Below are 26,581 nucleotides of genomic sequence, written 5' to 3' on the forward strand. Positions count from 1 at the left end.
GTGTCACTTACGCTTTGGCAACAGTGTCTTGCCCGCCTGCAGGATGAACTACCTGCCACCGAATTCAGCATGTGGATACGCCCCTTGCAGGCTGAACTGAACGATAATACGCTGGCCTTGTATGCACCAAACCGTTTTGTGCTCGACTGGGTTCGGGACAAATACCTGAACAATATCAATGCACTGCTCAATAATTTTTGTGGCGCTAATGTTCCTTTACTGCGTTTTGAAGTCGGCAGCAAGCCTGTGGCTCAAACCGTCAGCCAGCCGGTGATGGCCAGTGCGCATGCCAGCGCACCCGGCGTGGTAAGCCGCCCGGCACCGACCCGACCAAGCTGGGACAACGCGCCCGCGCTGGCGGAGTTATCCTATCGTTCGAACGTGAATACCCGGCATAACTTTGACAACTTCGTCGAGGGTAAATCCAACCAGCTGGCGCGTGCGGCGGCACGTCAGGTGGCCGATAACCCCGGCGGGGCGTATAACCCTCTGTTTCTTTATGGCGGCACCGGCCTTGGTAAAACTCACCTGCTGCATGCGGTGGGGAACGGGATCATGGCGCGCAAGCCCAACGCGAAAGTGGTGTATATGCACTCCGAGCGTTTCGTGCAGGACATGGTCAAGGCGTTGCAGAATAATGCGATTGAAGAGTTCAAACGCTATTACCGATCGGTCGATGCGTTATTGATTGATGATATTCAATTCTTTGCCAATAAAGAGCGATCGCAGGAAGAGTTTTTCCACACCTTTAACGCCCTGTTGGAAGGCAATCAGCAGATCATTTTGACCTCGGATCGTTACCCAAAAGAGATCAACGGGGTGGAAGATCGCCTGAAATCGCGCTTTGGCTGGGGATTGACGGTGGCGATCGAGCCGCCGGAGCTGGAAACCCGCGTTGCGATCCTGATGAAGAAAGCCGATGAAAATGATATTCGCCTGCCGGGTGAAGTGGCTTTCTTTATTGCTAAACGTCTGCGTTCGAACGTGCGTGAACTGGAAGGGGCGCTGAACCGGGTGATTGCCAATGCCAACTTCACCGGCCGTGCTATTACCATCGATTTTGTCCGTGAAGCGCTGCGCGACCTGCTGGCATTGCAGGAGAAGCTGGTGACCATCGATAATATTCAGAAGACGGTGGCTGAATACTATAAAATTAAAGTGGCCGATCTGCTGTCGAAGCGTCGCTCGCGTTCGGTAGCCCGCCCGCGCCAGATGGCGATGGCGATGGCTAAAGAACTGACCAACCATAGCCTGCCGGAAATCGGTGATGCTTTCGGGGGTCGTGATCATACTACGGTGCTACACGCCTGCCGCAAAATCGAGCAGTTGCGTGAAGAGAGTCACGACATTAAAGAAGATTTCTCTAATCTAATCAGAACATTATCTTCCTGACTATGAAATTTACTGTAGAACGTGAGCGTTTACTCAAGCCATTACAGCAGGTAAGCAGTCCGCTGGGTGGCCGTCCAACACTGCCTATTCTTGGCAACCTGTTGTTACAGGTAACGGAAGGCACTCTGTTGCTGACCGGTACCGATTTGGAAATGGAAATGGTGGCGCGCGTGGCGCTGGCGCAGGATCATCAGCCGGGTGCGACCACCGTGCCCGCGCGCAAATTCTTTGATATCTGCCGTGGTTTGCCGGAAGGTGCCGAGATCGCGGTGATCCTGGAAGGCGAAAGGATGCTGGTGCGCTCCGGCCGCAGCCGGTTCTCTCTGTCCACCCTGCCAGCCAGCGATTTCCCTAACCTTGATGACTGGCAAAGCGAGGTTGAGTTTACCTTGCCGCAGGCCACCATGAAGCGCCTGATTGAAGCCACCCAGTTTTCGATGGCTCATCAGGACGTGCGTTACTACCTGAACGGTATGTTATTTGAGACTGAAGGTGAAGAGCTGCGCACCGTCGCCACCGACGGTCATCGCCTGGCGGTATGTTCCATGCCGGTCGGCCAGTCGTTGCCGAGCCATTCGGTGATCGTGCCGCGTAAAGGCGTTATTGAGCTGGTGCGCTTGCTGGACGCTGGCGACAGCCTGTTGCAGGTCCAAATCGGCAGCAATAACATCCGTGCTCATGTCGGTGACTTTATCTTCACTTCTAAGCTGGTAGATGGCCGTTTCCCGGATTATCGCCGCGTATTGCCAAAGAACCCGGATAAAACCCTCGATGCCGGCTGTGACCTGCTGAAGCAGGCTTTTGCCCGTGCGGCGATCCTCTCAAATGAGAAGTTCCGTGGTGTTCGCCTGCATATCAGCGAAAATCAGCTAAAAATTACCGCCAATAACCCGGAGCAGGAAGAAGCGGAAGAGATGCTGGATGTTACCTACGGTGGCACCGACCTCGAAATCGGTTTTAACGTCAGCTACGTTTTAGACGTGTTGAACGCGCTGAAGTGCGAAAACGTGCGCCTGTTACTGACCGATTCCGTTTCCAGCGTGCAGATCGAGGATGCAGCCAGTCAGTCTGCCGCCTATGTCGTTATGCCGATGAGATTGTAATTTATCGGGCTAACCTGCCTGCCATTCTGGCAAGGGGCAGCGTGCAAGATTATCTTGTACCCTGTGTACGCGATGTTTTTTGCGCCCTGCCACAGCCAAAAATGGCGGCGTTATTGACGCCCTGGCCTGTAGTACAAAAAAGACAAGGCGCTGTTATCACACCGCCTGTTTTAGGATTTCCTCCGCTATGGCATTAACCCGCCTTCTTATCAAAGACTTCCGTAACATTGAAGATGCGGACCTGGCGCTGGCTCCGGGGTTTAATTTCCTCGTCGGACCGAACGGCAGTGGCAAAACCAGCGTGCTGGAAGCGATTTACACCCTTGGGCACGGCCGGGCATTCCGCAGTTTGCAGGCCGGTCGCGTGATCCGCCACGATCGGGATGCTTTTGTGTTACACGGGCGTATTGCGGCTACCGAACGTGAAATCTCCGTCGGGCTGACGAAAAACCGCGCCGGTGACAGCAAGGTGCGCATCGACGGCAGCGATGGCCATAAAGTTGCCGAACTGGCGCAGATGTTGCCCATGCAGCTGATTACGCCGGAAGGGTTCACCCTGCTTAACGGCGGACCAAAATATCGCCGCGCCTATATCGACTGGGGCTGTTTTCACAACGAACCGGGATTTTTCAACGCATGGAGTAATCTGCGCAGGCTGCTGAAACAGCGTAACGCTGCGCTGCGCCAGGTATCGCGCTATCAACAGATCCGCGCCTGGGATCAGGAGCTGGCTCCGCTGGCAGAACAGATAAGCCAGTGGCGGGCGGCCTACAGCGAGGCTATCGCGGCCGATATCAACGCCACCTGTGCGCAGTTTCTGCCCGAGTTTCAGCTGAGTTTCTCATTTCAGCGCGGTTGGGATAAAGACAGCGGTTACGCCGAACTGCTCGAACGCAACTTTGAGCGCGATCGTGCGCTCACCTACACCGCCAGCGGCCCGCACAAAGCGGATTTCCGTATTCGTGCAGAGGGCACGCCGGTGGAAGATTTACTGTCACGCGGCCAGTTAAAGCTGCTGATGTGCGCCCTGAGGCTGGCGCAGGGTGAGTTTCTCACCCGACAGAACGGGCGACGTTGCCTGTATCTGATAGATGATTTTGCCTCTGAGCTGGATGAAACGCGCCGTCAGCTGTTGGCAGCGCACTTAAAAGCCACTCAGGCCCAGGTTTTTGTCAGTGCCATTGCCGCGGAGCACGTCTTCGACATGGCTGACGAAAAGGGCAAGATGTTCCACGTAGAACAGGGTAAAATAGCGGTTCAATCTGAAGATTAAACGAGCGAGAAAAGTTGATGTCGAATTCTTATGACTCCTCCAGTATCAAAGTTCTCAAGGGGCTGGATGCGGTACGCAAGCGCCCGGGTATGTATATCGGCGATACGGATGACGGCACCGGTCTGCATCACATGGTATTTGAGGTCGTGGATAACGCCATTGACGAAGCCCTCGCCGGTCACTGCTCCGATATTCTTGTGACCATTCATGCCGACAACTCTGTCTCGGTACAGGATGACGGTCGTGGTATTCCTACCGGTATCCACGAAGAAGAGGGGATCTCTGCCGCTGAAGTGATCATGACCGTGCTGCATGCGGGCGGGAAGTTTGATGATAACTCCTATAAAGTTTCCGGCGGCCTGCACGGCGTGGGTGTTTCCGTGGTTAACGCCCTGTCGGAAAAACTGGAACTGACCATCCGCCGTGAAGGCAAAGTCCACCAGCAGGTCTACGTTCACGGCGTGCCACAGGCCGCGCTGAATGTCACCGGCGAAACCGATTTGACCGGAACGCGGGTGCGTTTCTGGCCTAGTCATCAAACCTTTACTAACGTTGTTGAATTCGAATACGAAATACTGGCAAAACGTCTGCGTGAGCTGTCGTTCCTGAACTCCGGCGTATCCATCAAGCTGGAAGATAAGCGTGACGGCAAAAACGACCATTACCACTACGAAGGTGGTATCAAAGCGTTCGTTGAGTACCTGAACAAAAACAAAACCCCGATCCACCCCAACGTGTTCTATTTCTCCACCGAGAAAGATGGCATCGGCGTGGAAGTGGCCCTGCAGTGGAACGATGGTTTCCAGGAAAATATCTACTGCTTTACCAACAATATTCCGCAGCGCGACGGCGGTACGCACCTGGCGGGCTTCCGTGCCGCCATGACCCGCACCCTGAACGCCTACATGGATAAAGAAGGCTACAGCAAGAAAGCCAAAGTCAGCGCCACCGGTGACGACGCGCGTGAAGGGCTGATCGCGGTGGTATCGGTCAAAGTGCCGGATCCGAAATTCTCCTCACAGACTAAAGACAAACTGGTTTCCTCTGAGGTGAAATCGGCGGTTGAGCAGCAGATGAACGAACTGCTGTCTGAATACCTGCTGGAACATCCGGGCGATGCGAAAATCGTGGTCGGTAAAATTATTGATGCGGCTCGTGCGCGTGAAGCGGCGCGCCGCGCGCGTGAGATGACCCGCCGTAAAGGCGCGCTGGACCTGGCGGGGCTGCCGGGCAAGCTGGCTGACTGCCAGGAACGCGATCCGGCGCTGTCTGAAATCTACCTGGTGGAGGGTGACTCCGCGGGAGGATCTGCCAAACAGGGGCGTAACCGCAAAAATCAGGCCATCCTGCCGTTGAAAGGTAAAATCCTCAACGTGGAGAAAGCGCGCTTTGATAAGATGCTGGCTTCACAGGAAGTGGCAACGCTGATCACCGCGCTGGGCTGCGGCATTGGCCGCGACGAATACAACCCGGACAAACTGCGCTATCACAGCATTATCATCATGACCGATGCTGACGTTGATGGTTCACATATCCGTACGCTGCTGTTGACCTTCTTCTATCGTCAGATGCCGGAAATCATCGAGCGTGGCCACGTCTATATCGCGCAGCCGCCGCTGTACAAAGTGAAAAAAGGCAAGCAGGAACAGTATATTAAAGACGATGAGGCGATGGATCAGTACCAAATCGCTATTGCTCTTGACGGTGCCACGCTGCACGCCAACGCCAGCGCTCCGGCGCTGGGCGGCAAGCCGCTGGAAGACCTGGTGTCTGAGTTCAACAGCACGCGCAAAATGATCAAACGCATGGAGCGCCGCTATCCGATGGCGCTGCTGAACGCGCTGATCTACCACGCCACCCTGAGTGATTTGACGGCGCAAGCGCCGGTAAATACCTGGCTGGATGGCCTGGTAACCTATCTTAACGAAAACGATCAGCACGGCAGCAGCTATAACGGCGTGGTGCGTGAAAACCGCGAACTGCACCTCTTCGAGCCGGTACTGCGCGTACGCACCCACGGTGTGGATACCGATTACCCGCTGGATAACGAATTTATCCTCGGCGGCGAATACCGCAAAATATGCGCGCTTGGCGAGCAGTTGCGTGGCCTGATCGAAGAAGATGCGTATATCGAACGTGGCGAACGCCGTCAGCCAATTGCCAGCTTTGAACAGGCGATTGACTGGTTAGGCAAAGAGTCGCGCCGTGGGCTGTCGGTTCAGCGCTACAAAGGGCTGGGAGAGATGAACCCGGAACAGCTGTGGGAAACCACCATGGACCCGGACAGCCGCCGTATGCTGCGCGTCACCATCAAAGACGCCGTTGCCGCCGATCAGCTGTTTACCACGCTGATGGGTGACGCGGTAGAACCTCGTCGTGCCTTTATCGAAGAAAACGCTCTGCGCGCCGCGAATATCGATATCTGATGCCGTACTGGACTATCCGGCAGCCTCAGCGCTGCCGGATTGCCCGATCGGCTCCCCGCCTGCCTTATCCAAACGATATCTCCTTTCGTTACCGTGCCTGTTTCCCTTCCGGCTGCTCTTTTTTCGGCGACAGGTCGGGTATTTTACGCAGTGGTAGCCCCTTAAGGTATTTGCCCTGACGTCTTTTTTTATTATTTCCTGCTGGCCACCCAATAAACATATTTGCGAGGGTATCCAGTCATTCATTCATAACAAACAGCCTTATCGCCCGGCAGTGGTGAAGCTTGATAATCGACGATATCACGGTTGCTTAAGAAGGCGGCCCACCGTTGTATTAAGTTTCGCATCGTCCGGCTGGTCATCATAAGCTGGATCGCGCTAGCATAAAGAGACACGGTTAGCTAACGAGGATGGTATGGCGATTAAACTGATTGCGATTGATATGGACGGCACGCTGCTTAATCCGCAGCATGAGGTGACGCCACGGGTGAAGCAGGCCATTCAAACGGCGCGCGATCGTGGGGTGGTGATTGTCCTGGCCACCGGACGCCCGTTTATTGGCGTACAGCGCTACCTGAAGGAGCTGGATTTACAGCAGCAAGGTCAGTACTGCATTACCAATAATGGCGCGCTGGTGCAGCAGGCGGCTGACGGCGAGTGCGTGGCGGAAGTGGCGCTTAACTTCGATGATTATCTCTATTTTGAGCGGCTTTCCCGGGCGCTGGGCGTGCATTTTCAGGCGCTAAGCAAAACCGAGCTGTTTACCCCAAATAAGGATATCAGCGAATACACCGTTCATGAGGCGTGGATGACCGGGATCCCTCTGCGTCACCGCAGCGTCAGTGAGATGGATCGAAGCCTGACTTTCCCGAAGGTGATGATGATCGATCCTCCTGAGCTGCTGGACACCGCCATTGCCCGCATCCCACAGGAAGCGTTTCAGCGCTATACCATTATGAAAAGTTCGCCTTACTACCTGGAGATCCTTGATAAGCGCGTCAATAAAGGGGCCGGAGTACAGCTGCTGACAGAGCGGCTGGGACTGGCGCGCGAAGAAGTGATGGCGATTGGCGATCAGGAAAATGACCTGGCGATGCTGGAGTATGCCGGTACCGGCGTGGCAATGGGCAATGGCATTGAAAAAGTGAAGGCCGTGGCACAGTTTGTCAGCAAAACCAACGCGGAAGACGGTGTTGCCTGGGCGATTGAGAAGTTCGTACTTTAATCATCCGGATTTTTTAGCTGGTACCATCATGGCCGCGAATGGATTACCCTTAGCAAAACTGTGCTAAGGGTGTTTCCGATGAAAGAAAAGCAGCTCACTTTTGCGCCGCGTCATCATCAGCTTACCAATATTAACGTCTGGACCGCCGACAGCCAGTGGCTGGTTTACGACGTTCGCCCCAGCGGTGCCTCTTTTACCGGCCTGACCATTGAGCGGGTTCATATCAGCAGCGGCAAAATCGAAGTACTGTACCAGGCCCGCGATGGCGCCCATGTCGGTGTGGTGACCGCCAGCCCCGATCTGCCGCCCCGCTATGTGTTTATTCATGGCCCGGAGCACCCGGACAGCCACTGGCATTATGATTTTCACCACCGGCGTGGCGTGGTCGTGCAACAGGGGCGGGCAGAGAACCTTGACGCCTGTGATATCACCCCGCCGTTTACCGCGGGTGCGCTGCGCGGTGGTTCCCATGTGCATGTCTTCAGCCCGGACGGGTCGCGCCTGAGCTTTACCTATAACGACCATGTGATGCATGAATGGGACGCGCGGCAGGATCTGCGCAACGTGGCTATCGCGCTACCGCTGCATGCGGTCTGCCCGCCGAAAAGTCATCCGCGTGAATACGATGGCAGCCATTATTGCGTGCTGGTCAGCCGCACCACGGCTGCGCCGCAGCCAGGCAGCGACGAGATCAATCGTGCTTATGAAGAGGGTTGGGTAGGCAACCGGGGCTATCTGCGCGCCGATGGCAGCCGTCAACGCTGGGCGCTGGCGTTTATCGGTGACACGCTTTCCGCCAGCGGCGAGAAAGTCGCGGAGGTGTTTATCGTCGATCTGCCGGAGAAAAATGCTGATTATGCGGTGGCCGGTGAAGCGCCTCTGCAAGGGACGGCGACGACGTTGCCCGCGCCGCCCGCCGGAGTACGGCAAAAGCGCCTGACTTATACCTCGCAACGACCTTATCCTGGCCTGGTGACCACGCCACGCCACTGGTTGCGCAGTTCGCCCGACGGTAGTGCGATCGCCTTTTTGATGAGGGATGATACAGGGGTGGTACAGCTGTGGACGGTTTCTCCGCAGGGAGGCTCGCCTCGTCAGGTAACGCGTTGCGCCAGTGATATTCAGTCAGCATTTAGCTGGCATCCTGATGGCCGCCAGCTGGCATTTGTATGTGATAACCGCATCACCCTCTGCGATGTCGTCAGCGGCGCGCTGCACAGGATCGGCGAGCGTAGCGAGGCGCCGCCGGTAGCGGATGCGGTGGTCTTTTCTCCAGATGGAAAGCGGGTGGCATTTTTGCGCGACTGCGCGGGTTACCGTCAGATATTTACTGTGCAGGTCGACCAGCGGCCGCGGGAGCGACCGTCTGCGACATCACGGCGTTAGTGCAGTTGGCCTGCTCGCTGCGGCGCACGCGTTCGCCGGGCGAGTCGCGATCGCCAGAGGTAATATAGTCCACCGGCAACAGCAGCGTATCGAGTATGGCAGAGAAAGGCAGGTCGACAGCCGCCATCGGCCGTATTATCCAGCTGCTGTTTTCATCGGTCAGAACCGCTGCGCTGGCCCTTGTGCCTGGGTAGTAACCCATATTCGGGCCGGTGTGTGCCATCATACTTGAGCAGCCGCCGGTACTGGCCAGAGACAAACAGGCAACAACGCCGGCAATATGGCAACGCTTAAATGCTTTCATTTTATCATCCCTTCAGTCATCACAAGCCTTGCCGAAAATGGTTGCCAACGTGCTGTAAAACTCATTCATCTCCACTCTGTAGCGGCTGGCACGCCATACCGATTAGCTTATCCTTGAGTGTAAGACATTCGCCGCTCTCAGGTTAAAAAAAACAACATTCACGCCCTTGAAAGCGTAGCAGACATCACCATTTTAAGACTACGCTAAGAAGAAACTGTGCCGACAGGGCAGTGCTTTCTGCTGCGACGACCCGTCCATTACGGAGGGTCGGTAATGCTTATCAACAACTTGCTGAATATCAGGAGCTGAAAATGCGTAATTTCGACCTTGCCCCGCTTTACCGTTCATCCATTGGTTTTGACCGTCTGATTAACCTGCTGGAAACCAGTCAGAATCAGGGAAATAACGGGGGTTATCCTCCCTATAACGTTGAGCTGGTGGCCGAGAATCACTACCGTATCACGATTGCCGTGGCGGGGTTCGCCGAAAGCGAACTGGAGATCACCTCCCACGATAATCTTCTGAGCGTACGCGGTTCGCACCCTGACGAACAGCAGGAGCGAACCTGGCTGTATCAGGGGATCGCCGAGCGCAACTTTGAGCGCAAATTCCAGCTGGCTGAGCATGTACATGTACGTGATGCGCGGCTGGAGAATGGTTTACTGTATATCGATTTGGAACGCGTGGTGCCTGAAGCCAACCAGCCACGACGCATTGAAATTGTGAAATAACCCCCCTCACGCGGGTCGCCATACGGCGGCCCTGCAATTACCCTTCGCGGTGCGCCCGCTCAACTTCTTCTGCCAGAATGGCAACGCCGCGTTCAATTTTTTCGCTGTCCGGCACATAGTTCATGCGCAGACACTGATGCGTATGCGGCCACGCCTGCTCAAGCCCGGGAAAGAAGAACTGCCCGGGCACCATCAATACGCCGCGCTGTTTGAGGCGCTGGTACAGCACTTCCGTGGTTATCGGCAGGTCTCTGAACCACAGCCAGAGGAATATCGCTCCTTCAGGTTTATGGATCAGGCAGCGATCTGGCGCTAAATAGCGGCGAATAACGGCAATCGTCTGGTTAACGCGCTGCTGATAAAACGGTTTTATTACCTGCTCTGACAGCCGCAGCAGGTCACCGCGCAGGATCATTTCATTCGCGATAGCCGGGCCAATGCTGCCGGGTGCCAGGCTGATGATGCCGTTCATATTACCGACCGCGGAGATGACCTTCTCATCGGCAATAATGATGCCGCAGCGTGATCCGGGCAGCCCGAGTTTTGACAGGCTCATACACAGGATAATGTTCGGGTTCCACAGCGGGCGTACTTCACTGAAGATAATGCCGGGAAACGGCACACCGTAGGCATTATCAATCAGCAGCGGAATATCGTGCTGCTGTGCCAGCGCGTCCAGCTTAAGAAGTTCTTCATCGGTGATCACGTTACCAGTGGGGTTGGTCGGGCGTGAAACGCAGATCAAACCGGTATCTTCACCAATGTGCAGATGCTCAAAATCGACGTGATATTTAAACTGTCCTTGCGGCAGCATTTCGATATTGGGGCGCGTTGAGACGAACAGGTCCTCGTCCAGCCCCGCGTCGGCATAGCCCAGATATTCCGGGGCCAGCGGGAACAGTACGCGTTTCTTGCTGCCATCATTACGGCGACCGGCGTACAGATTGAACAGATAGAAGAAGGCACTCTGACTGCCGTTAGTGAGCGCAATATTTTGCGGCGTAATTTGCCAGCCGAACTGCTCGCGCAGCAGCCCGGAAAGCGAATCCAGCAGGGCGCTTTTACCGCGTGGGCCATCGTAGTTGCATAGCGCTTCCGTCAGCTTTCCCTGTTCGTGCATCTGTTGCAGCAACTGCTGGAAATAGTCGTTCATCTCCGGGATTTGCGCAGGATTGCCGCCGCCCAACATGACAGCCCCAGGGGTTCGTAGCCCTTCATCCATATCTTCCATCAGACGTGCAATACCTGAATGCCGCGTAAATTTTTCACCGAATGCTGAAAAGCTCATACCCTGTTAATCACTTGTTACCTTCACCAGGGCACCACCTTAACGTCAGTATCGGTATGATGCAATAACCGGGGGGACAGGCTCGGCCCCTGTGCAACCTTACTGGCTGAATCGCTTTTATTCCTTCGGGTAAAAACCGTTAACCATTACACATTATTCCTGCAAGTAAACCATTTCACTTATTAATGAGTGATGCAGTACGCGTTTTATTAAGTTAATAACAGTAATCAATCAGGCGGTGATGGCTGTCACATTTTTATCCTGCTGACATTTGTAGTCTTGGCGCGGTTCAAGCTAAATCAATTCAGCTAAAGGTGTAAAAAAGATGAAAAAAAGCGTTCTGGCAGGAGTGGTGATGGCGGTGATCAGCGGCCAGGCGGCAGCACAAAGCTGGCTGCTGACCGATGCTGAAAGCGGCGTCGAAAAGGGAAACTGGCAGGTAGACAGTCAGCAGCTGAAACTGTCGGGGGAGCGCTTCAGCATTGAGCAAAAAGTCCTGCATGGCGGCAAACAGGAGGGTAGCAAAGTGCTGATCCTAACCAGCCAAAACGGTTTGACTATCGCGCTAAGCCCCAGCCGTGGCATGGATCTGCTGCATGTTAACGGTCACGGCGTTCGCCTGGGTTGGGACTCCCCGGTTCAGGAGGTAGTCAACCCGGCGTATATGAACCTGGAAAGCCGTAACGGCACAGGCTGGCTGGAAGGTTTCAACGAGATGATGGTGCGCTGCGGCTTTGAGTGGACGGGTCACCCGGTCAACAAAGACGGGGTGCTCTATACCCTGCACGGTAAGGCGGGAAATACCCCGGCATCGAAGGTAGAAGTGACGGTGGACGATCGCGCTCCGCATGAGATCCGCATTCGCGGACTGCTGAAGGAGGCCACCTTCAAAAAGGCCAAACTCGAAACCTGGACCGAGCTGCGCTATGTGCCGGGTTCCGATTCATTTACCGTAGATGACGTGTTAACTAATCAGGCCGATTATCCCCACGATTACCAGATTATCTATCACAGCAATTTCGGTACGCCAATCCTCGAAAAGGAGGCGCGCTTTATTGCACCGTTAAAATCGGTTTCGCCGTTTAATGACTACGCGAAAAAAGGGCTGAAAGGCTGGGACAGCTATGGCGCTCCGACTAAAGATTTCGATGAAATGGTGTTTAACCTGGTGCCGAAAGCGGACGCCAGCGGCAAAACCGTGGCGGCGCTGATCAACAGTAAAGGCGATAAAGGGGCATCGATCGAATTTGATACCCGCCAGCTGCCACTGCTAACCCTGTGGAAGAACACCGATACGCTTAAGCAGGGCTATGTTACCGGCATTGAGCCTGGTACTAACTACGCTTATCCGGTGACGATAGAGAAACAGCAGGGACGGGTGAAACAGCTACAGCCGGGGCAAAGCACCGGGTTTACACTGACCTACACGTTGCTGAAGGATGCCGGTGCGGTACAGGAAGTGGAACAGCGCGTGCGCCGGATTCAGGGCAACCAAGCCGTGGCGGTAAACGAAACGCCGATTGCGAAAGAATAATCAGCCCCACGTTTGTGCGATAGCCTGAGCGCCCCAGCAGGCGCTCACTTCGGATGCACATCCTGTCTTAACCAATGTGGTGTATGTCAGGTATACAAAGCCTGCAGTAGACTGAAAGTGGTTTTCTGACATCCAGACATTTACAGAGGTAATATGATGAGTGGAGTAGAAAAAACGACAGCTTCGGCACCAGGGACTCCTCGTCCCGTGAAGAGTGAAAACGCACACCAAAACGGTTTAATCCGCACGTTAAGCCGGGCGGGAAACAGTTCAGAAACGAAAAAAAACCTTCAAAAAGGGGACTTAAGCGCTGAAGGAAGTGCAAAAAAAGAAGGAAGCGTGTCATCAGATAAAACGCCAGTCTGACGAAATCTGAAGTCAAAGATCTTACTTATTCAGGAAAAACGATTATCGTCGGCGTCTCTATTGCGCCGAAGAAAAAATTGCTTACCCCCGAAGACGCGGTGTCTTTCTGTAAGATGAGGGCGATCTCATGTCCGCTCCACTCTCCATAAATCATCTGCATCGTCAGTACAGAACACGTCCCGCCAGGGGCTGCCCTGCGCCCGTTCAGGGCGATATAAAGCAGAAAGGCCGCGATGGCGACCTTTCTGCCAGGCGGGCAGTGCTGAATATGCACCCAACAGCGGCGCCCGGTCGTGCCGTTAACGGGGATTCACGCAGTTCTTCTCAACCTTACCGTTCAGCGCGGCAATCAGATTGTCTACCGCATCCTTTGCCATGCCGTAGCGCGTTTCATGGGTGGCGGAACCAATATGCGGCAGCGCCACGACATTGCGCAGCGCCAGCAGCTCCGAGCTGACCGGCAGCGGCTCCTGCTCAAACACATCCAGCCCTGCAGCATGCAACGTGCCATCCTTTAGCGCGGCAATCAGCGCCTGCTCGTCGACCACCGGACCACGTCCGGCGTTGATCAGTACCGCGCTGCGCTTCATTTTTGCCAGCTGCTCACCACCAATCAAATGGTGAGTCTGTTCGGTTAGCGGCAGGCTGATGCACAGAAAATCCGATTCAGCCAGCAGCGTATCGAGGTTGCAGTAGCGGGCGTCAAAACGCCGTTCGGCTTCTTCATGACGCCTGCGGGCGTTGTAAAGGATTGGCATGCCGAAGCCGAGATGAGCACGTTGTGCCAGTGCCAACCCGATACGCCCCATGCCGAGGATACCGAGCTTTTTATGGTGCACGTCAATGCCGAACCAGTCTGAAGGAATACTGCCGCGCCACTCGCCGGATTTGACGCGTTCAGCCAGTTCTACCACCCGCCGTGCGCTACTCAACACCAGCGCCATCATGGTATCGGCAACGGTTTCGGTCAGCACCGTTGGCGTGTGCATCAGCAGCACGCCGCGATCGTTTAACGCAGCCAGGTCAAAATTGTCATAGCCGACGGAAATGCTTGATGCCACGCGCAGCTTCGGTGCCTGACGCAAAAAGTCCGCGTCAACTTTGCCGCCGGAACCGAGAATACCCTCTGCCTGGCGGAACGTTTCCGCATGTCTGGCGATATTATCCGGGGTTAACCCGCTGATTTCGGTTACATCGCAATGTACATCCAGCCGTTTACGCAGATCTTCGGGTAATGATTTATACAGCACCACGCAAGGTTTCATGCGGATCTCCCTGTTAAGAAGTGAATAAGTCAGTGCGTAACTGTATTGCCCTCATTTTGGCGACAGCGCACCATGAGGTAGCGGCGGTGGCTGGTGATCTGTCGGTTTAACGATCATCGTCAGCCAGACCGCAATCAGCAGCGCTCCGCCCATAAAGATGTAGGATACTGACGGGCTGCCGGTCGCCCCGTTCAGATAACCCACTACCCAGGATCCGAGGAAAGAACCCAGCGCGCCCATCGCGTTGATCAGCGCCATCGCGCCGCCGGCAACGTTACGCGGCAGCATTTCCGGGATAATGGCAAAGAACGGGCCATAGGGGGCATACATTGCTGCCCCGGCCACCGCCAGCAGCGCATAGGACAGCCAGAAATTGCCGGTGCCAACCAGATACGAGCCGATAAAGGCCAGCGCACCAATCAGCAGCAGCGGCCAGACAAATACTTTGCGGTTTTGTAACTTATCCGACGCCCATGAGACGACGATCATCGCCACGGTGGCCGCCAGGTAGGGGACTGAAGAGAGCCAGCCTGCCTCCACCATCCCCATCTGCGTGCCGTTGCGCAGAATGGATGGCAGCCACAGCACAAAGCCGTACACGCCGATACTCCAGCAAAAATACTGCGTGCACAAAATAATCACGTTGCGCGATTTGAACGCTTCAACGTAATTGCGTACTGCCTTCAGATTTTTCTGCTCTCTCTCCAGCTCGGCCTGCAGCGCGGCTTTTTCGCCATCGCTCAGCCATTTTGCCTGCGCCGGTTTGTCCTGCACCAGGAGCCACCAGACGACTGCCCAGATCACCGCCGGGAAGCCCTCAATAATAAACATCTCGCGCCAGCCGAAGGCGTTGATCAGATAACCGGAGACCACCGACATCCACAGCACGGTGACCGGATTACCAAGCATCAAAAAGGTATTGGCGCGTGATCGCTCTGATTTGACAAACCAGTTGCTGATATAAATCAGCATTGCGGGCATGACTGCGGCTTCAACCACGCCCAGCGTGAAGCGGATTGCCGCCAGCATCGGAATATTGCTCACCAGTCCGGTTAGCGTGGCGCAAATGCCCCACAAGATCAGGCACCAGAACACCAGCTTCTTAACGCTGCGCCGCTCGGCGTAGATAGCACCGGGGATCTGAAAAAAGAAGTAGCCGAGAAAGAACAGCGCGCCCAGCAGGGACGCTACGCCTTTGGTTATCCCCAGATCTTCGTTGATCCCCGCAGCGGAGGCGAAGCTGAAATTGGCACGATCCAGGTACGCCAGGCTGTAGCTGATAAACACGATGGGCATGATATACCACCAGCGTTTTGGCGCGATTGTCTGATTGCTCATAGTTCTGATCCTCGGTGGCCGCATTCTCTTGTCGGGTAGGGCGATGCGGTTTTGTTATATTCCGGTCAGGGCAGTCGCTTAGAAATCACCCAGTTTGGTGCGCGTCGGTAATCCTTCGCTGTCGCCGATGGCCTGAATCGCCAGCGACCCGATTTTGTTGCCGCGCAGAACCGCTGCGGGTAACGATTTTCCTTCCAGCAGTGCGCTGATCACGCCAACCGCAAAGCCGTCACCGGCTCCGACGGTATCAATGACGTTATCGGTTTTCACCGCTGCCACCTGGCCATGGTCACCGTCAGCGGTTTTGTACCAGGCTCCATCGCAGCCGATCTTGATCACCACCGCTTTGGCGCCCATTGCCAGATAAAAATCGGCGATAGCTTCCGGCTGGTGATAGCCGGTAAGGATTTTCCCTTCGTTAATGCCCGGCAGTACCCAGTCGGCATATTGCGCCAGATTATTCAGCTGCCTGACCATCTCCTGCTCGCTTGACCACAGCACCGGGCGCAGATTGGGATCGAAGGAGATGGTCTTACCCATCGCTTTCATTTCGCGTGCCGCATACAGCGACAGGGCCAGCGAATAGTCGGAGATGGCCGCTGCCACGCCGCTAAGATGCAGATGACGCGCGCTGCCGAAATAGTCACGATCAAAATCTGCCGGCGACAGATGGCTGGCGGCGGAGCCTTTACGGAAATACTCCACCAGCGGATCGGAACCATCATCGACTTTCGACTTGAGCTGAAATCCGGTGGGGTAACGTCTGTCCGGCGTCACGTGGCGGCGATCGACTCCTTCCTTGTCCAGCTGCTGGCAGGTAAAACGGCCAAAGGAGTCGTCACCAATGCGGCTAACCCAACCCACTTTCAGTCCCAGGCGCGCCAGGCCAATCGCCACATTCAGTTCTGCCCCCGCAATGCGTTTGGTAAAACGGGTCACCGTGGCGAGATCGCCTGCTTCAGCAGCGACAAACATTGCCATCGCTTCACCGATGGTGACGGCATCCAGCGTGCCATTGGCATCAATAGTCATGTCTTATACCTCGCGCAGCAGGTCAACGTAATGCCGGGTCGTCGCCACCAGGTCGCTGCCCTCCAGCGGAAACTCAATGGCGCGCGGCACGTCGCCCGGCAGTAACGCCAGCGTTTCACGCCACAAACTGTCGGCCTGATCGAGCGCCACAGCTCGCCAGCCGCTACCCTGCGGCGCAGCGGCTTTCACATGGATGTAGTCAACATGGCGGCTCAGAGATCCAGCCGCGTCGATCGGTCGATCGCCCACCCACAGCCAGTTAGCCATATCAAAAGTCATGCCGCTGATGATACGGCTCGCTTCATCGGCCTGGAAGAAGCGCTGAAAGGCAGTGAGTCTGCCGCAGTCGGTCTGATCGTTTTCCACCACCAGCTGTACCGTTTTCCCCGCCAGCCTGCTGCGCAGCTCGCCGCCGTCAAAACCCGGCTGAAAATGGCCCAGGGCATATTTCAGCATGCGCGCATTCAGCTGCTGCGCTTCAGCAAAGTGTAGATCCAGCCGTGGGTTAAGCGAGCCATCCGGCATAAACAGCGCTTCAGGTACCGAGTAAAACGCCACCAACTGCGCAGCAGCAATCGCCTGCGCCAGTTGTGGTAACTGCGTCAGCTGCTGTGGGGTAAACAGCTCACGGCGGATCTCAACGCCATCGGCCCCGGCGGCGGCAATAATCGGCAGCAGCGCCTGCTGGCCGCCCAGCGCCGCGACCTGCTGCTGACCGTAGGCAGCGGTGACGACAATCACATCTCTCTTCATGGATCCTCCATTTGCATGTTAAAAATGTAGATGGAACCGGTTCCAAAGGAAAGAGACAAAGATGTAACTTATGATGACGCCCCAGATACCGCTACGTTGAGCTGGGGATTTTTCTTAACGTGACAGGAGGCGAAAGTGGAGGATACCGGTCAAATGGCAAAACGTGTTCAAAGGCCTGCTTTTCACGGATCTGTTATTTCATTGAAGCGGCATAATACGGAAAGCGTCGCTGACCCACAAAAAGATCGGCAGAATGGATGAAAAAGATCGGAAAACGATGTTAGCCAGTCATAACAAATCATTTTAATTTTGCTTGCGGGTGAGAATGCGGATTCAGAGAGATAACGGATCCTTTTCTGATGCATCCTTTCAGGGGCGGAGGGTGAATTTAGATTCGAACAGCGCGCCTCACGCGGCTGCGATGATGACGTTCCCATTCCGGGCGGCAGCCAGAATGCTATTGCTCACCAAAAATAAATCTTCAGTTAAAAGATTAGCGTTTTATGATAAATCATTCCGCCATTATTAATATAATGGCCAGCGATATATAATAAAATTATGTCTGCTGCTTGTTAGATAATAATAAGGCTAAAAATGATTCCAAACTCCGCTCTGCCACCAATCCCCCCCCGTTCTGAAAAATATTTTGAGCTTGCATCTGTTAATCAATCATCAAGATCTCCGGTTCTCTCTCAGGTGGAGGTAGCAAAGAACACTTCCGAAAATTTAATGAAATCGCCAGCGTTGACATCAACGTCCGAGAGGGAGTTTTTAGAAAAAAGACTGGAAGAAGTAAAAGAGGAGATGCGACCGGTTGCAAACGATCCCCGTTATTTTGCCCAAAATAATAATAAGATAAATCGTTTCAATGATGTATTAGCATTAAATGAAACCCGGGTAGGTGAAGATCTCAATGCTAATAAAATTAAGATCGGAGGTAAATACTGTGCTATTGCCGGTCAATACCCCCTGGAAGGGCAGTTAGTAAATTATTTCAAAATGATAGTAGCAGAAAAATGTGCGGGGATTGTTGTTTTAGCCTCGGAAGATGAAATCAAAGACCCGATGAATAAAATGCCGAACTACTTTGGCATTGCAGGGGACTATAATGAAGGAGTTACCACTTCATCTGAAAAAATTGACACCCAACAACTACGCGATAATTCAACGATGCACATTTATGAGCTGGTTATAAAGGGTTGTGGCGACGATTACCCTGTTAAAGTGTTTCATGTTCTCAAATGGCCAGACCATGGGACTTTAAGCCCTGAGGCAATCCTGGAAGCTAATGGCCTTGTCAGGAAAATGCAAAATGAAGGGCTACCGTTTGTACACTGCCGTGCGGGGGTGGGACGCACCGGGGTGTTTATTGCTACTACAGCCCTGCAAAACGATATAAGCGTGCAAGAAATTGTTGAGGATATGCGTAGAAGCCGCAATGGGTCAATGGTTCAGAACAGTGAGCAGCTGGAGTGTTTCGTAAAAATTGCTCTATCACTAGGGCGAAATCTGATCACATCATTACCAACAGAAGAATCAGGAGCATTTGAACAGAAAGGAACGGGCAAGAGCGAAGAAGTACCCCCTCCACTACTTCCCCGTAGAGATGCGAAAGCACCTGCACCACTGGCTGAAGACCTGATCACTGAAAGAACAATTTCTGCTGGCCAGAAAAAAATCTTTAGGATCCGCAACCTCCCTTCACAGGACAATGTGGAAAGTAAAGTGCAAAGAATTTTCGATAACCGCACTCCCGTTCTTACTGTTTTGACAGCATTGAATGAATTTAGCCCGGTACAGTTAAAAGAAAGTGCGGCTGGATTTTTCACCCAGGAACATGAATATCCATCAGGACTTAAGACCCGATCTGTGGAAACCGCAAAGATCCAATTTGGGGAGTTAAAGGCTGTTGCTTATTCGATGAGCATTTCTGATGATAAGGTTAAAATCAATGTGCCAGTGGTTCATATTTACAACTGGCCTGTCACTGGCAGACCGAGTAAAAATGTTATCTATAATATTGTGGCTTATCTGATTAAACTTCGGAATAAAAGTGTGGATGCTTATCAAAATAAAGGAAGTAGAGCTGTTAAGGATCCTGATAAATTAGTGCCGATAATATGTCGCCCTGAAGGGGCACACCGTGCAGGATATTTTATTGATGCCTTTACAGCGCTGAGCTAGAGCAGGGTTATCTATCATGAGTTGATTTTAGCGGATATGCAGAAAATTACGCTGAAGATGGGTAATAAAATCAGCCAGGCAGATCTTTTCATTCTTATACATCCCGATTACGCGGAGTGATTGGTACCATTCAATATGGTGGGTGAAATACATCTGACCCGTCATAAAGCAGAACTTAACAGGGTTAATCATGCACATAAAACATTTACACATCTATATTAATGCTCATGTATTCAGAAGCCCGCAAGCTGCGGTGAAACTGGCGGAAAAATACAATACTGAAAAAAACTTGAACTTTGCTGGTAAGCTGTTGAGTGCAGTACAGGCACGTCCGGATTTGGTACTGGATATGGGGCCTCGTTTTAATCGTCTGGGTCATGATGATGCAAGTCATGCAAAAGCGTGTGAGAATCTTAAAAACAAGCTTGAAAGTGTAAAAATTGCTTGAAAAATCAGCAAGCAACTGCGTGTGTCAATCCGCCCGGCAAACGCCCCGTGTAACGGACTCTCAACGAAACACAGGCAACATCAGGATCATTCAGCAGAGATAAAGGCTGCATCGCAAAACCTGCAACTAACCGGGGAAGGTGAGTTTAATCGCCGTGTCATGCTCTGGTCGCGCTCAGATAGCGGCCAGTGCTAAACTTTGGGCCTCATTGAGCCGCTTTGTGAAAGAGCAAGCTCAATAACGATTCGGCCACTGTCTTATCACGGCAGTGGCTGCTGTTGTTCTCTTTACTCAACTTCCTGCTCTCCGCGGCTCCCGGCGGTCGATCCCCGGACAATCAGTTCGCCGCTGAATCGCTGTTCATCAATCGGGGCATCATCACCCTCAATGCGCCTCAAAACCTGTTCAAGGGCGGCGTAGCCCATCTGCCAGGTCGGCTGTTTCAGCGTGGTGATGCCTACGCCGGCCAGCTCGGCCCAGTCCAGCTCATCAAAGCCCAACAGGCCAATGTGCTGGCCCCAGTTGAGATCAAGACGGCGCAGCGCGCGGGCGACCTGAAGCGTCAGTGCGCCGTTGACCACCATCACCGCGCAGGGGGCGGCGTGATGGCGCTGATGGAATTCGCGCAGCACCTGCTCCAGCCGCTGACTGTCACCCGATGCGATTTCAGCCAGCTCCGCAACCCGTTGTGGCTGCTGTGCCATGCACTGGCGGAAGCTGTTTGCGCGCTCCAGCCGGGTATTGACCAGGCCCAGCGGTTCGCTGATAAACAGCAGCGCCCGGTAGCCCCGTGCCAGCAGGTGTTCGGTCGCCAGCCACGCAGCAGCATGATTATCCAGACCGATAACGTCACAATGAAAATCGGCAATTTTACGGTCGATCAATACCATCGGCAGCTGCGACTGCTGTAGCTGGCTCAGCGCCTCTTCGCGCATCCCCACCGCGTTAACCACAATCCCCTCTACCTGGTAGCTGTTCAACAGATTGAGGTAATGCTGTTCCAGATCGATTTCATTATTGGTATTACACATCAGAAGGGTGAAGCCGTTGGCGCGGCAGGCGGCTTCAATACCGCTCAGCATATTGATTGAATAGGGATTGGTAATATCCGCGATAATCAGGCCGATTAAGCGTGTGCGCCCGCGTTTCAGGCCACGCGCCATCTGACTGGGGCGATAGTTAAGTTGGGTAATGGCGCGTTCAATGCGCGTTTTGAGATCGGTCGATAATGCGCTTAGTTCGCCGTTAAGATAGCGGGAAACGCTGGTTTTTCCGGTATTGGCGGCTTTAGCAACATCGCTGATGGTGGCTTTGGCGGCTTTACGGTTCATGGTGTTCCCCGGGGTTAACAATAGATCGAGACTATCATAACTGCCGCACCAAATCAGGTTTCAGCTTAAATGGTCAGGGCATCTGAAGGGCAGAGAGATATTCATTTCCGGTTGTTTGTCATACCGTTAATGGCAACGGGGAAATGATAAAGCCCTGCCCTGCAAGGACGAAGCCGGTCGAATTACTGCAGCGGGCTAAGCGTAATTTCAACGCGTCGGTTTTGCGCTTTACCTTCGGCGCTGCTGTTAGAGGCGACAGGATTATCCGGGCCCATGCCGTTGGTGCGTACGCGGTTAGCGGCGACACCCTGAGCGATCAAGGCGCTGCCTACGCCATCAGCACGTTGCTGCGAGAGGTTCATATTCAGCTGGCGGCTGCCGCTGCTATCGGTGTACCCGACAACGTTAACGGCGGTTTTCGGGTACTCTTTCAGCACCATCGCCACCCCTGTCAGGGTATTGGCACCCGCCGGCTTCAGCGTACTGCTGCTGGAGTCAAAGGTGACATTATTAGGCATGTTCAGCACGATATTGTCGCCACTGCGCGTCACGCTTACGCCGGTGCCTTTCATCTTGTCACGCAGTTTCGCTTCCTGCACATCCATATAATAGCCCGCACCGCCGCCCAGCGCCGCGCCTGCTGTGGCACCGATCAGCGCGCCTTTGCCGCGATCTTTTTTCGAGGAGGAGAGCATCCCCACCCCGGCACCCAGTGCAGCACCGATGCCCGCGCCAATACCGGACTTGCCTGCTTCGCGCTCGCCGGTGTAAGGGTTAGTGGTACAGCCCGTCAGGGCAACAGTTCCGCTCAATAGCAGGGCGAGAGTCATAACGCTTTTTTTCTTCATGGGGTTCCCTTTCATTACAGCAATTGGACAACGATGCCCGTTAACAGGCCAATTATGCTGCTGAAACAAGGGTTAATGGGTTAGGCTAATTCCCAAATTGATCACCCGTGGCTATTTTTTGTTGTCGGGATGGCGAAAACAGCCGCTGACGTGCTCGCAAAGCAGCCCGCATGCCTGCATAAATGAGTAACAGGTGGTGGAGCCGACAAACTTGAAGCCGCGCTTTTTCAATGCTTTTGACATGGCGTCGGAAGCTGCGCTGGTGGTCGGTATGTGGCGATAGTCGCTAAAATGGCTTATTTGCGGCCGATGTTCGACGAAGCTCCAGATAAACGCCTCAAAAGGTTCTCCGGCTGCTTCCATCCGCAGCAGGGCGCGGGCATTGGCAATAATTGCAGCAATCTTGCCGCGATGGCGGATAATACCGCGCTCTTGCATTAGCCGCTCGATATCCGCCTCATCCATCTTTGCCACCGCCTGCACATCAAAACGGTGAAACAGACGGCGATAGTTCTCACGTTTTTTTAGTACCGTCAGCCAGGACAGCCCGGCGACCTGGCCTTCAAGGCAGATCATCTCAAATAATGATTGCGTGTCGGTTTGAGGAACGCCCCATTCACTGTCGTGGTAGGCAACATACAGCGGGTCGTCAGACACCCAGCCGCAACGTTGCATGGCGCTCTTCCCCATAGTGGAAATGTATGAATTCAGCTGGCGGGCGGCTCGGTCCGCGCAAAGCTGTCACGCTGAAACAGGGTGGTGACCAGCGCAACCAGCTGTGGACGACCCACGCACCAGTCGGGTGCTACCCGGCGGAAATTCAGGTAGCCCAGCGTGCAGGCAGTGGCGATATCCGCCAACGTGAGCTGCGTGCCGTTCAACCCCAATCCCTCTGCGGCTGCGGCTTCAAGCGCGTCCAGCCCACGCTTGATTTTATCGCGCTGGCGCAGCATTTCATCAGCGCACTGCTGGCTCGGGTCTTTTTGCTGCTCCCGCACGATAAGCAGTGCGGCATCACATACCCCATCGGCCAGCGTCTCCAGCTGGCGCACCGCCAGCGCAGATTGGGGATCGGCCGGCAAAAAGGCCGGTTCAGGATGGTGCAGTTCGAGCCAAGAGGCGATAATCGGCGAGTTAAACCAGGTGCTCCCCGCATCGGTGACCAGCGCCGGGACCTTGCCTAACGGGTTGTAGTCTTTAACATGGCTTTCAGCATGCCACGGCGACTGGTTAACAAACTCAAAAGTGATCCCTTTTTCCAGCAGCAGCACTGAAATTTTGCGGACATACGGGCTGGTGTAATTACCAATGAGCTTCATCGTTATTCCCCCGGGAATAAAAAAGGATTTAAACTGCTACGGGCAAAACCTTCCTGCTCCATGCGTGCATCAAGGATAAGCGATGCCAGATCATCCGCAACCGGGTCGACCGCCGGATCCTTTTCCTGATGCAGCAGTTTCAGCCACGTACCGCAGTCGCCGCAGCTTTCAGCCTTGATCGCCGCACTGTCGAGCGACCAGTAATGCAGGTCACGCGTTTGTTCACAGTTGCTACAACGGGCCTCCGTCACATGCCACTCGCTTTCGCACAGATTGCAGTGCAGGTAGCGCACGCCGTCCATATGCACCATGCCGGAGACCGGCACGCTGGCGCATACCGGGCAAAACTGGCGCTGCCCACCAGCCTGAACCCGCGCCTTGCCTGGAATAAGCGCGGCCATCTGTGCCCAACAGATTGACAGGGCGGCCCAGATAAACGGCGCTTTATCACTGTTTACTTTAGCGAACTCATTGGCAAATAGCGCGCTGGCCATGGCTTCCAGCTCGGCAGATGAAGATTTCTCCAGGTTTTCCAGCACCGAAAGCGCCTGACCGGTCATTTCCGGCTTAAGCTCGGCAATCAGCGAATGCAGCAGCCGCTGCCAGTGCGCATCGCGTGGTTGGGTGGTGATATCAAGCGGAGGTTTGCCGAGGCGGGCGCTTTCCTCCAGGCGGGCGAGCAGATCCATCCGCAGCGGATGGTCGTACAGCACGACTTCCTGCGCGCTGGCAATGACCGCAGCAAAACGCAGATAGTCGCCCAAAGGATTTTTTGCTGCCAGCTGGCGCAAGCGCGCGGCGCGCCGGCTGTAAGAATGCTTCAGCCTGGGGAAAAGTAAGGGCGGGATGGCGTCATCCACCGTCCGATCGCTTTTCTCCTGTGGATCTTGCGGGATAATGCGAATCGTCATCAGAGACCTTTTTCGGTTGTTTATAGCTGTTTTGCCGTGTGCGCACGCGGCAATAGCAAATTTATTTCGCCCGGCCGATCGCAGCGAAGTCATCGTACCAGATGAAACGGGGCAGTTATCATCAAGAATACCCGCTTCTGGCGGAGATTATAGTCCCCGCCAGCGCCGGATTCTGCTTTTTTGCCGGAATCAGCCCAGTGCATCGTGCAAATTCTTGAGATTTGTCTGTCGCGCACGAACAAAATAGCTGCGCTGACAGAGTACGGCTGAATAATTTTTGCGGCGCTGGCGTTGAAAGCTCACAATGAAGAAAATGCGTTTTTTAGCCGCATATGACGATAACCAGGCCACCGCAATGTGTGGCGCAGATGATGAGTGCATTTCGTGAATGACAAACAGCAAGAAAGCGAAAACCAGGGTCAGAAACAGACCGGCGCACAGCAGGTGATGGTGTGGCAGCGTGGTGCGCGACAGCAGCCGCAACCGGACTGGCTGGCGGAAGAGGTGCCGGTAGCGCTGGTCTATAACGGCATTTCCCATGTGGTGATGATGGCCACGCCAAAGGATCTGGCCGCCTTTGCTGTCGGATTCTCGTTGTCGGAAGGAATTATCGCGGTGCCGGGCGATATTTACGCGATTGATATTGTGCCAGCCTGCAACGGTATTGAAGTCCGGGTAGAGTTGTCCAGCCGCCGTTTTATGGCGCTGAAGGCGCAGCGGCGGGCGATGGCCGGGCGTACCGGCTGCGGCGTATGCGGTGTGGAACAGTTGGCGGAGATCGGTAAACCGCTTCAGCCACTGCCGTTTACCCGGCATTTTGACCTCGGTCAGCTGGATAGCGCACTGCGCCAGCTAAAGGATTTCCAGCCGGTAGGGCAGTTAACCGGTTGTACTCACGCCGCGGCATGGATTGATCCGGACGGACGGCTGCGCGCCGGCTGCGAAGATGTTGGCCGCCATGTGGCGCTGGACAAGCTGCTCGGCATCCGCAGTCAGGCCGAATGGGCCAGAGCGGACGGCGCATTGCTGGTATCCAGTCGCGCCAGCTATGAAATGGTACAAAAAGCCGCCATGTGCGGGGTGGAGATCCTGTTTGCCGTCTCTGCCGCAACTCGCCTGGCGGTGGAGGTCGCAGAGCGCAGCAATCTGACGCTGGCAGGCTTCAGTAAACCGGGCCGCGCGACAATCTATACTCATCCGCAGCGACTGGTCGGGGCCAGTACGACCTCTGGCAGCACCTGATTCAGGGCAACAAATGCCGGCAGCGCGGCCGCACTGCTGTCGGTCACCAGCGTGCTGACCTGATGGATGCCGGCATAGTTCAGGCGGCTGTTGATGCCGAGTTTACTGTGGTCGGCCAACAGGATCAGGCGGCTGGCCTGATGGGTCATCGCTCTGGCAATCGCGGCTTCATGGGGATGAAAGCTGCTGGCCCCGTGATTTTGCTCAATCCCGACCGGGGAGAGCAGCGCCACATCGGCGCGATAACGGTAAATCTCACCGACGGTCAGCTCTCCGCGCGTCTCTTGCGCACCGGCCTGCATACTGCCTCCTAACAGAATCACCTGGTTGTTCAGCGTTTCATCCTCTTCCGCCGCGCAAAGCTTTAACGCGGCATTCAGGCTGTTGGTAATCACCGTCAGGCCGGACATGGTACGCAGCTCTTCCGCCAGCATGGTGGTGGTACTGCCGGCATCAAGGAATACCGTCTGACCGGGCTGCAACAGACGGGCGGCGGTGCGCGCAATGGCGCGTTTTTCTTTCGCCATCACCGAACTGCGCACCGTTAGCGGCGGTTCAGGCGTGGCGTCCAGCGCCACCAGCCCGCCGTGAACGCGTTTAGCCAGCCCCTGTGCTTGCAGCACAATAATATCTCGCCGGGCGGTTTCCCGCGAAATGCCCAGCTCTTTGATGATTCGTTCGGTGCTGACCTGGCCCAGGGTGCTGAGCAGCGCCCGGATGCGATGTAAGCGTGTTTCCTGCAGCATAATTCAGATTCCCTGACGACAACTCACGGCTACAGCCTAACCGATCATGTGCCACTCTGCATGTGTATTTTATTGCGTTTGTGTATTTTATTGCATTTTGCTCAAAATTTGCCATGATGGGGGCAGACAGCGCTGA

General features: G+C 54.6%; 24 protein-coding genes. 12 read left to right on the plus strand and 12 right to left on the minus strand.

The genetic code is table 11. From position 1 onward, the window contains the following. The 6 genes from dnaA (at nt 1) to JGC47_RS00030 (ending at nt 8,805) form a co-directional block, all read left to right on the plus strand. Nucleotides 1–1,392 (plus strand): chromosomal replication initiator protein DnaA, encoded by a 1,392-nt coding sequence (dnaA, locus tag JGC47_RS00005; protein WP_004161180.1) that lies wholly within the window; start codon nt 1–3, stop codon nt 1,390–1,392. Between the two features lie 2 nt (nt 1,393–1,394). Then, nucleotides 1,395–2,495: a DNA polymerase III subunit beta gene (gene dnaN, locus JGC47_RS00010; protein WP_004161178.1), complete on the plus strand. Its 1,101-nt coding sequence runs from the start codon at nt 1,395–1,397 to the stop codon at nt 2,493–2,495. 187 nt (nt 2,496–2,682) lie between these two features. Next, entirely contained in the window at nt 2,683–3,768 is a 1,086-nt protein-coding gene (recF, locus tag JGC47_RS00015) for a DNA replication/repair protein RecF (protein ID WP_004161170.1), read from the plus strand. Nucleotides 3,769–3,785: 17 nt separating this feature from the next. Continuing rightward, nucleotides 3,786–6,194, plus strand: a complete 2,409-nt coding sequence (gene gyrB / locus JGC47_RS00020; RefSeq protein ID WP_004161169.1) for a DNA topoisomerase (ATP-hydrolyzing) subunit B — start codon at nt 3,786–3,788, stop codon at nt 6,192–6,194. Between the two features lie 415 nt (nt 6,195–6,609). Next, nucleotides 6,610–7,419, plus strand: a complete 810-nt coding sequence (gene yidA, locus JGC47_RS00025; RefSeq protein WP_004161167.1) for a sugar-phosphatase — start codon at nt 6,610–6,612, stop codon at nt 7,417–7,419. Nucleotides 7,420–7,497: 78 nt separating this feature from the next. Then, complete coding sequence (locus JGC47_RS00030) at nt 7,498–8,805, plus strand: YidR family protein (protein ID WP_004161166.1); 1,308 nt, start codon at nt 7,498–7,500, stop codon at nt 8,803–8,805. Here the strand turns inward: JGC47_RS00030 and JGC47_RS00035 are convergent. Next, nucleotides 8,747–9,109, minus strand: a complete 363-nt coding sequence (locus JGC47_RS00035) for a YceK/YidQ family lipoprotein (protein ID WP_004161163.1) — start codon at nt 9,107–9,109, stop codon at nt 8,747–8,749. The two genes, JGC47_RS00030 and JGC47_RS00035, sit on opposite strands and share 59 nt — an antisense overlap. A gap of 311 nt (nt 9,110–9,420) precedes the next feature. On the opposite strand from JGC47_RS00035, the gene ibpA reads away from it, so the two are divergent. Then, a complete protein-coding gene (gene ibpA, locus JGC47_RS00040) occupies nt 9,421–9,840 on the plus strand; it encodes a small heat shock chaperone IbpA (protein ID WP_004161161.1) in 420 nt (139 codons plus the stop codon). A 37-nt stretch (nt 9,841–9,877) separates the two neighbouring features. Here ibpA and JGC47_RS00045 read toward each other — a convergent pair whose 3' ends face one another. Further along, nucleotides 9,878–11,128: a valine--pyruvate transaminase gene (locus tag JGC47_RS00045; protein WP_004161159.1), complete on the minus strand. Its 1,251-nt coding sequence runs from the start codon at nt 11,126–11,128 to the stop codon at nt 9,878–9,880. 325 nt (nt 11,129–11,453) lie between these two features. On the opposite strand from JGC47_RS00045, the gene JGC47_RS00050 reads away from it, so the two are divergent. Then, nucleotides 11,454–12,662: an aldose 1-epimerase family protein gene (locus JGC47_RS00050; RefSeq protein ID WP_004161156.1), complete on the plus strand. Its 1,209-nt coding sequence runs from the start codon at nt 11,454–11,456 to the stop codon at nt 12,660–12,662. Between the two features lie 153 nt (nt 12,663–12,815). After that, nucleotides 12,816–13,028 carry a hypothetical protein gene (locus tag JGC47_RS00055; RefSeq protein WP_127133440.1) on the plus strand — a complete coding sequence of 71 codons (213 nt, stop codon included), beginning with the start codon at nt 12,816–12,818 and terminating at the stop codon, nt 13,026–13,028. Between the two features lie 299 nt (nt 13,029–13,327). Here the strand turns inward: JGC47_RS00055 and ghrB are convergent, their stop codons facing one another. From ghrB to JGC47_RS00075, 4 genes are all read right to left on the minus strand, one after another. Beyond that, on the minus strand, nt 13,328–14,293 hold the full coding sequence (ghrB, locus tag JGC47_RS00060) for a glyoxylate/hydroxypyruvate reductase GhrB (RefSeq protein WP_004161154.1): 966 nt from the start codon (nt 14,291–14,293) through the stop codon (nt 13,328–13,330). 51 nt (nt 14,294–14,344) lie between these two features. Next, nucleotides 14,345–15,631 carry an MFS transporter gene (locus tag JGC47_RS00065; RefSeq protein WP_004161146.1) on the minus strand — a complete coding sequence of 429 codons (1,287 nt, stop codon included), beginning with the start codon at nt 15,629–15,631 and terminating at the stop codon, nt 14,345–14,347. Nucleotides 15,632–15,709: 78 nt separating this feature from the next. Next, entirely contained in the window at nt 15,710–16,663 is a 954-nt protein-coding gene (locus tag JGC47_RS00070) for a sugar kinase (protein WP_004161144.1), read from the minus strand. A 3-nt stretch (nt 16,664–16,666) separates the two neighbouring features. Continuing rightward, nucleotides 16,667–17,416, minus strand: a complete 750-nt coding sequence (locus tag JGC47_RS00075; RefSeq protein WP_004161140.1) for a hypothetical protein — start codon at nt 17,414–17,416, stop codon at nt 16,667–16,669. A 594-nt stretch (nt 17,417–18,010) separates the two neighbouring features. On the opposite strand from JGC47_RS00075, the gene JGC47_RS00080 reads away from it, so the two are divergent. Further along, the gene (locus JGC47_RS00080; RefSeq protein ID WP_004161138.1) at nt 18,011–19,600 is read left to right on the plus strand and encodes a protein-tyrosine phosphatase family protein; all 1,590 of its coding nucleotides are present in this window, start codon (nt 18,011–18,013) and stop codon (nt 19,598–19,600) included. Nucleotides 19,601–19,790: 190 nt separating this feature from the next. After that, nucleotides 19,791–20,048, plus strand: coding sequence for a hypothetical protein (locus tag JGC47_RS00085; protein WP_004161129.1), 258 nt, complete (start codon nt 19,791–19,793; stop codon nt 20,046–20,048). 287 nt (nt 20,049–20,335) lie between these two features. Here the strand turns inward: JGC47_RS00085 and JGC47_RS00090 are convergent, their stop codons facing one another. The 5 genes from JGC47_RS00090 to fdhE all read right to left on the minus strand — a co-directional run bounded on the left by JGC47_RS00090 (nt 20,336) and on the right by fdhE (nt 24,457). Then, on the minus strand, nt 20,336–21,379 hold the full coding sequence (locus JGC47_RS00090) for a LacI family DNA-binding transcriptional regulator (protein ID WP_004161128.1): 1,044 nt from the start codon (nt 21,377–21,379) through the stop codon (nt 20,336–20,338). Nucleotides 21,380–21,561: 182 nt separating this feature from the next. Beyond that, nucleotides 21,562–22,209: an OmpA family lipoprotein gene (locus JGC47_RS00095; protein WP_371410425.1), complete on the minus strand. Its 648-nt coding sequence runs from the start codon at nt 22,207–22,209 to the stop codon at nt 21,562–21,564. A gap of 129 nt (nt 22,210–22,338) precedes the next feature. Continuing rightward, nucleotides 22,339–22,902, minus strand: coding sequence for a DNA-3-methyladenine glycosylase I (locus tag JGC47_RS00100; protein ID WP_004167378.1), 564 nt, complete (start codon nt 22,900–22,902; stop codon nt 22,339–22,341). A gap of 32 nt (nt 22,903–22,934) precedes the next feature. Then, on the minus strand, nt 22,935–23,546 hold the full coding sequence (locus JGC47_RS00105; protein WP_004161122.1) for a glutathione S-transferase: 612 nt from the start codon (nt 23,544–23,546) through the stop codon (nt 22,935–22,937). 2 nt (nt 23,547–23,548) lie between these two features. Beyond that, on the minus strand, nt 23,549–24,457 hold the full coding sequence (gene fdhE, locus JGC47_RS00110) for a formate dehydrogenase accessory protein FdhE (protein WP_004161120.1): 909 nt from the start codon (nt 24,455–24,457) through the stop codon (nt 23,549–23,551). A 384-nt stretch (nt 24,458–24,841) separates the two neighbouring features. On the opposite strand from fdhE, the gene fdhD reads away from it, so the two are divergent. Then, entirely contained in the window at nt 24,842–25,699 is an 858-nt protein-coding gene (gene fdhD, locus JGC47_RS00115; protein WP_013036317.1) for a formate dehydrogenase accessory sulfurtransferase FdhD, read from the plus strand. On the opposite strand, the gene JGC47_RS00120 is transcribed toward fdhD, so the two are convergent. Beyond that, entirely contained in the window at nt 25,651–26,445 is a 795-nt protein-coding gene (locus tag JGC47_RS00120) for a DeoR/GlpR family DNA-binding transcription regulator (protein WP_004161114.1), read from the minus strand. The genes fdhD and JGC47_RS00120 overlap by 49 nt on opposite strands. Between the last annotated feature and the right edge of the window lie 136 nt (nt 26,446–26,581).

Source organism: Erwinia amylovora (assembly GCF_017161565.1).
GTDB lineage: Bacteria > Pseudomonadota > Gammaproteobacteria > Enterobacterales > Enterobacteriaceae > Erwinia > Erwinia amylovora.

Coding starts and splice junctions, on each gene's coding strand:
- JGC47_RS00035 (WP_004161163.1), bottom strand. CDS start 9,109: ATGAAAGCATTTAAGCGTTGCCATATTGCCGGCGTTGTTGCCTGTTTG.
- JGC47_RS00050 (WP_004161156.1), top strand. CDS start 11,454: ATGAAAAAAAGCGTTCTGGCAGGAGTGGTGATGGCGGTGATCAGCGGC.
- ghrB (WP_004161154.1), bottom strand. CDS start 14,293: ATGAAACCTTGCGTGGTGCTGTATAAATCATTACCCGAAGATCTGCGT.
- recF (WP_004161170.1), top strand. CDS start 2,683: ATGGCATTAACCCGCCTTCTTATCAAAGACTTCCGTAACATTGAAGAT.
- JGC47_RS00105 (WP_004161122.1), bottom strand. CDS start 23,546: ATGAAGCTCATTGGTAATTACACCAGCCCGTATGTCCGCAAAATTTCA.
- JGC47_RS00080 (WP_004161138.1), top strand. CDS start 18,011: ATGATTCCAAACTCCGCTCTGCCACCAATCCCCCCCCGTTCTGAAAAA.
- JGC47_RS00095 (WP_371410425.1), bottom strand. CDS start 22,209: ATGACTCTCGCCCTGCTATTGAGCGGAACTGTTGCCCTGACGGGCTGT.
- JGC47_RS00090 (WP_004161128.1), bottom strand. CDS start 21,379: ATGAACCGTAAAGCCGCCAAAGCCACCATCAGCGATGTTGCTAAAGCC.
- JGC47_RS00100 (WP_004167378.1), bottom strand. CDS start 22,902: ATGCAACGTTGCGGCTGGGTGTCTGACGACCCGCTGTATGTTGCCTAC.
- JGC47_RS00045 (WP_004161159.1), bottom strand. CDS start 11,128: ATGAGCTTTTCAGCATTCGGTGAAAAATTTACGCGGCATTCAGGTATT.
- JGC47_RS00075 (WP_004161140.1), bottom strand. CDS start 17,416: ATGAAGAGAGATGTGATTGTCGTCACCGCTGCCTACGGTCAGCAGCAG.
- gyrB (WP_004161169.1), top strand. CDS start 3,786: ATGTCGAATTCTTATGACTCCTCCAGTATCAAAGTTCTCAAGGGGCTG.
- JGC47_RS00070 (WP_004161144.1), bottom strand. CDS start 16,663: ATGACTATTGATGCCAATGGCACGCTGGATGCCGTCACCATCGGTGAA.
- JGC47_RS00030 (WP_004161166.1), top strand. CDS start 7,498: ATGAAAGAAAAGCAGCTCACTTTTGCGCCGCGTCATCATCAGCTTACC.
- fdhE (WP_004161120.1), bottom strand. CDS start 24,457: ATGACGATTCGCATTATCCCGCAAGATCCACAGGAGAAAAGCGATCGG.
- ibpA (WP_004161161.1), top strand. CDS start 9,421: ATGCGTAATTTCGACCTTGCCCCGCTTTACCGTTCATCCATTGGTTTT.
- yidA (WP_004161167.1), top strand. CDS start 6,610: ATGGCGATTAAACTGATTGCGATTGATATGGACGGCACGCTGCTTAAT.
- dnaN (WP_004161178.1), top strand. CDS start 1,395: ATGAAATTTACTGTAGAACGTGAGCGTTTACTCAAGCCATTACAGCAG.
- JGC47_RS00065 (WP_004161146.1), bottom strand. CDS start 15,631: ATGAGCAATCAGACAATCGCGCCAAAACGCTGGTGGTATATCATGCCC.
- JGC47_RS00085 (WP_004161129.1), top strand. CDS start 19,791: ATGCACATAAAACATTTACACATCTATATTAATGCTCATGTATTCAGA.
- JGC47_RS00120 (WP_004161114.1), bottom strand. CDS start 26,445: ATGCTGCAGGAAACACGCTTACATCGCATCCGGGCGCTGCTCAGCACC.
- JGC47_RS00055 (WP_127133440.1), top strand. CDS start 12,816: ATGATGAGTGGAGTAGAAAAAACGACAGCTTCGGCACCAGGGACTCCT.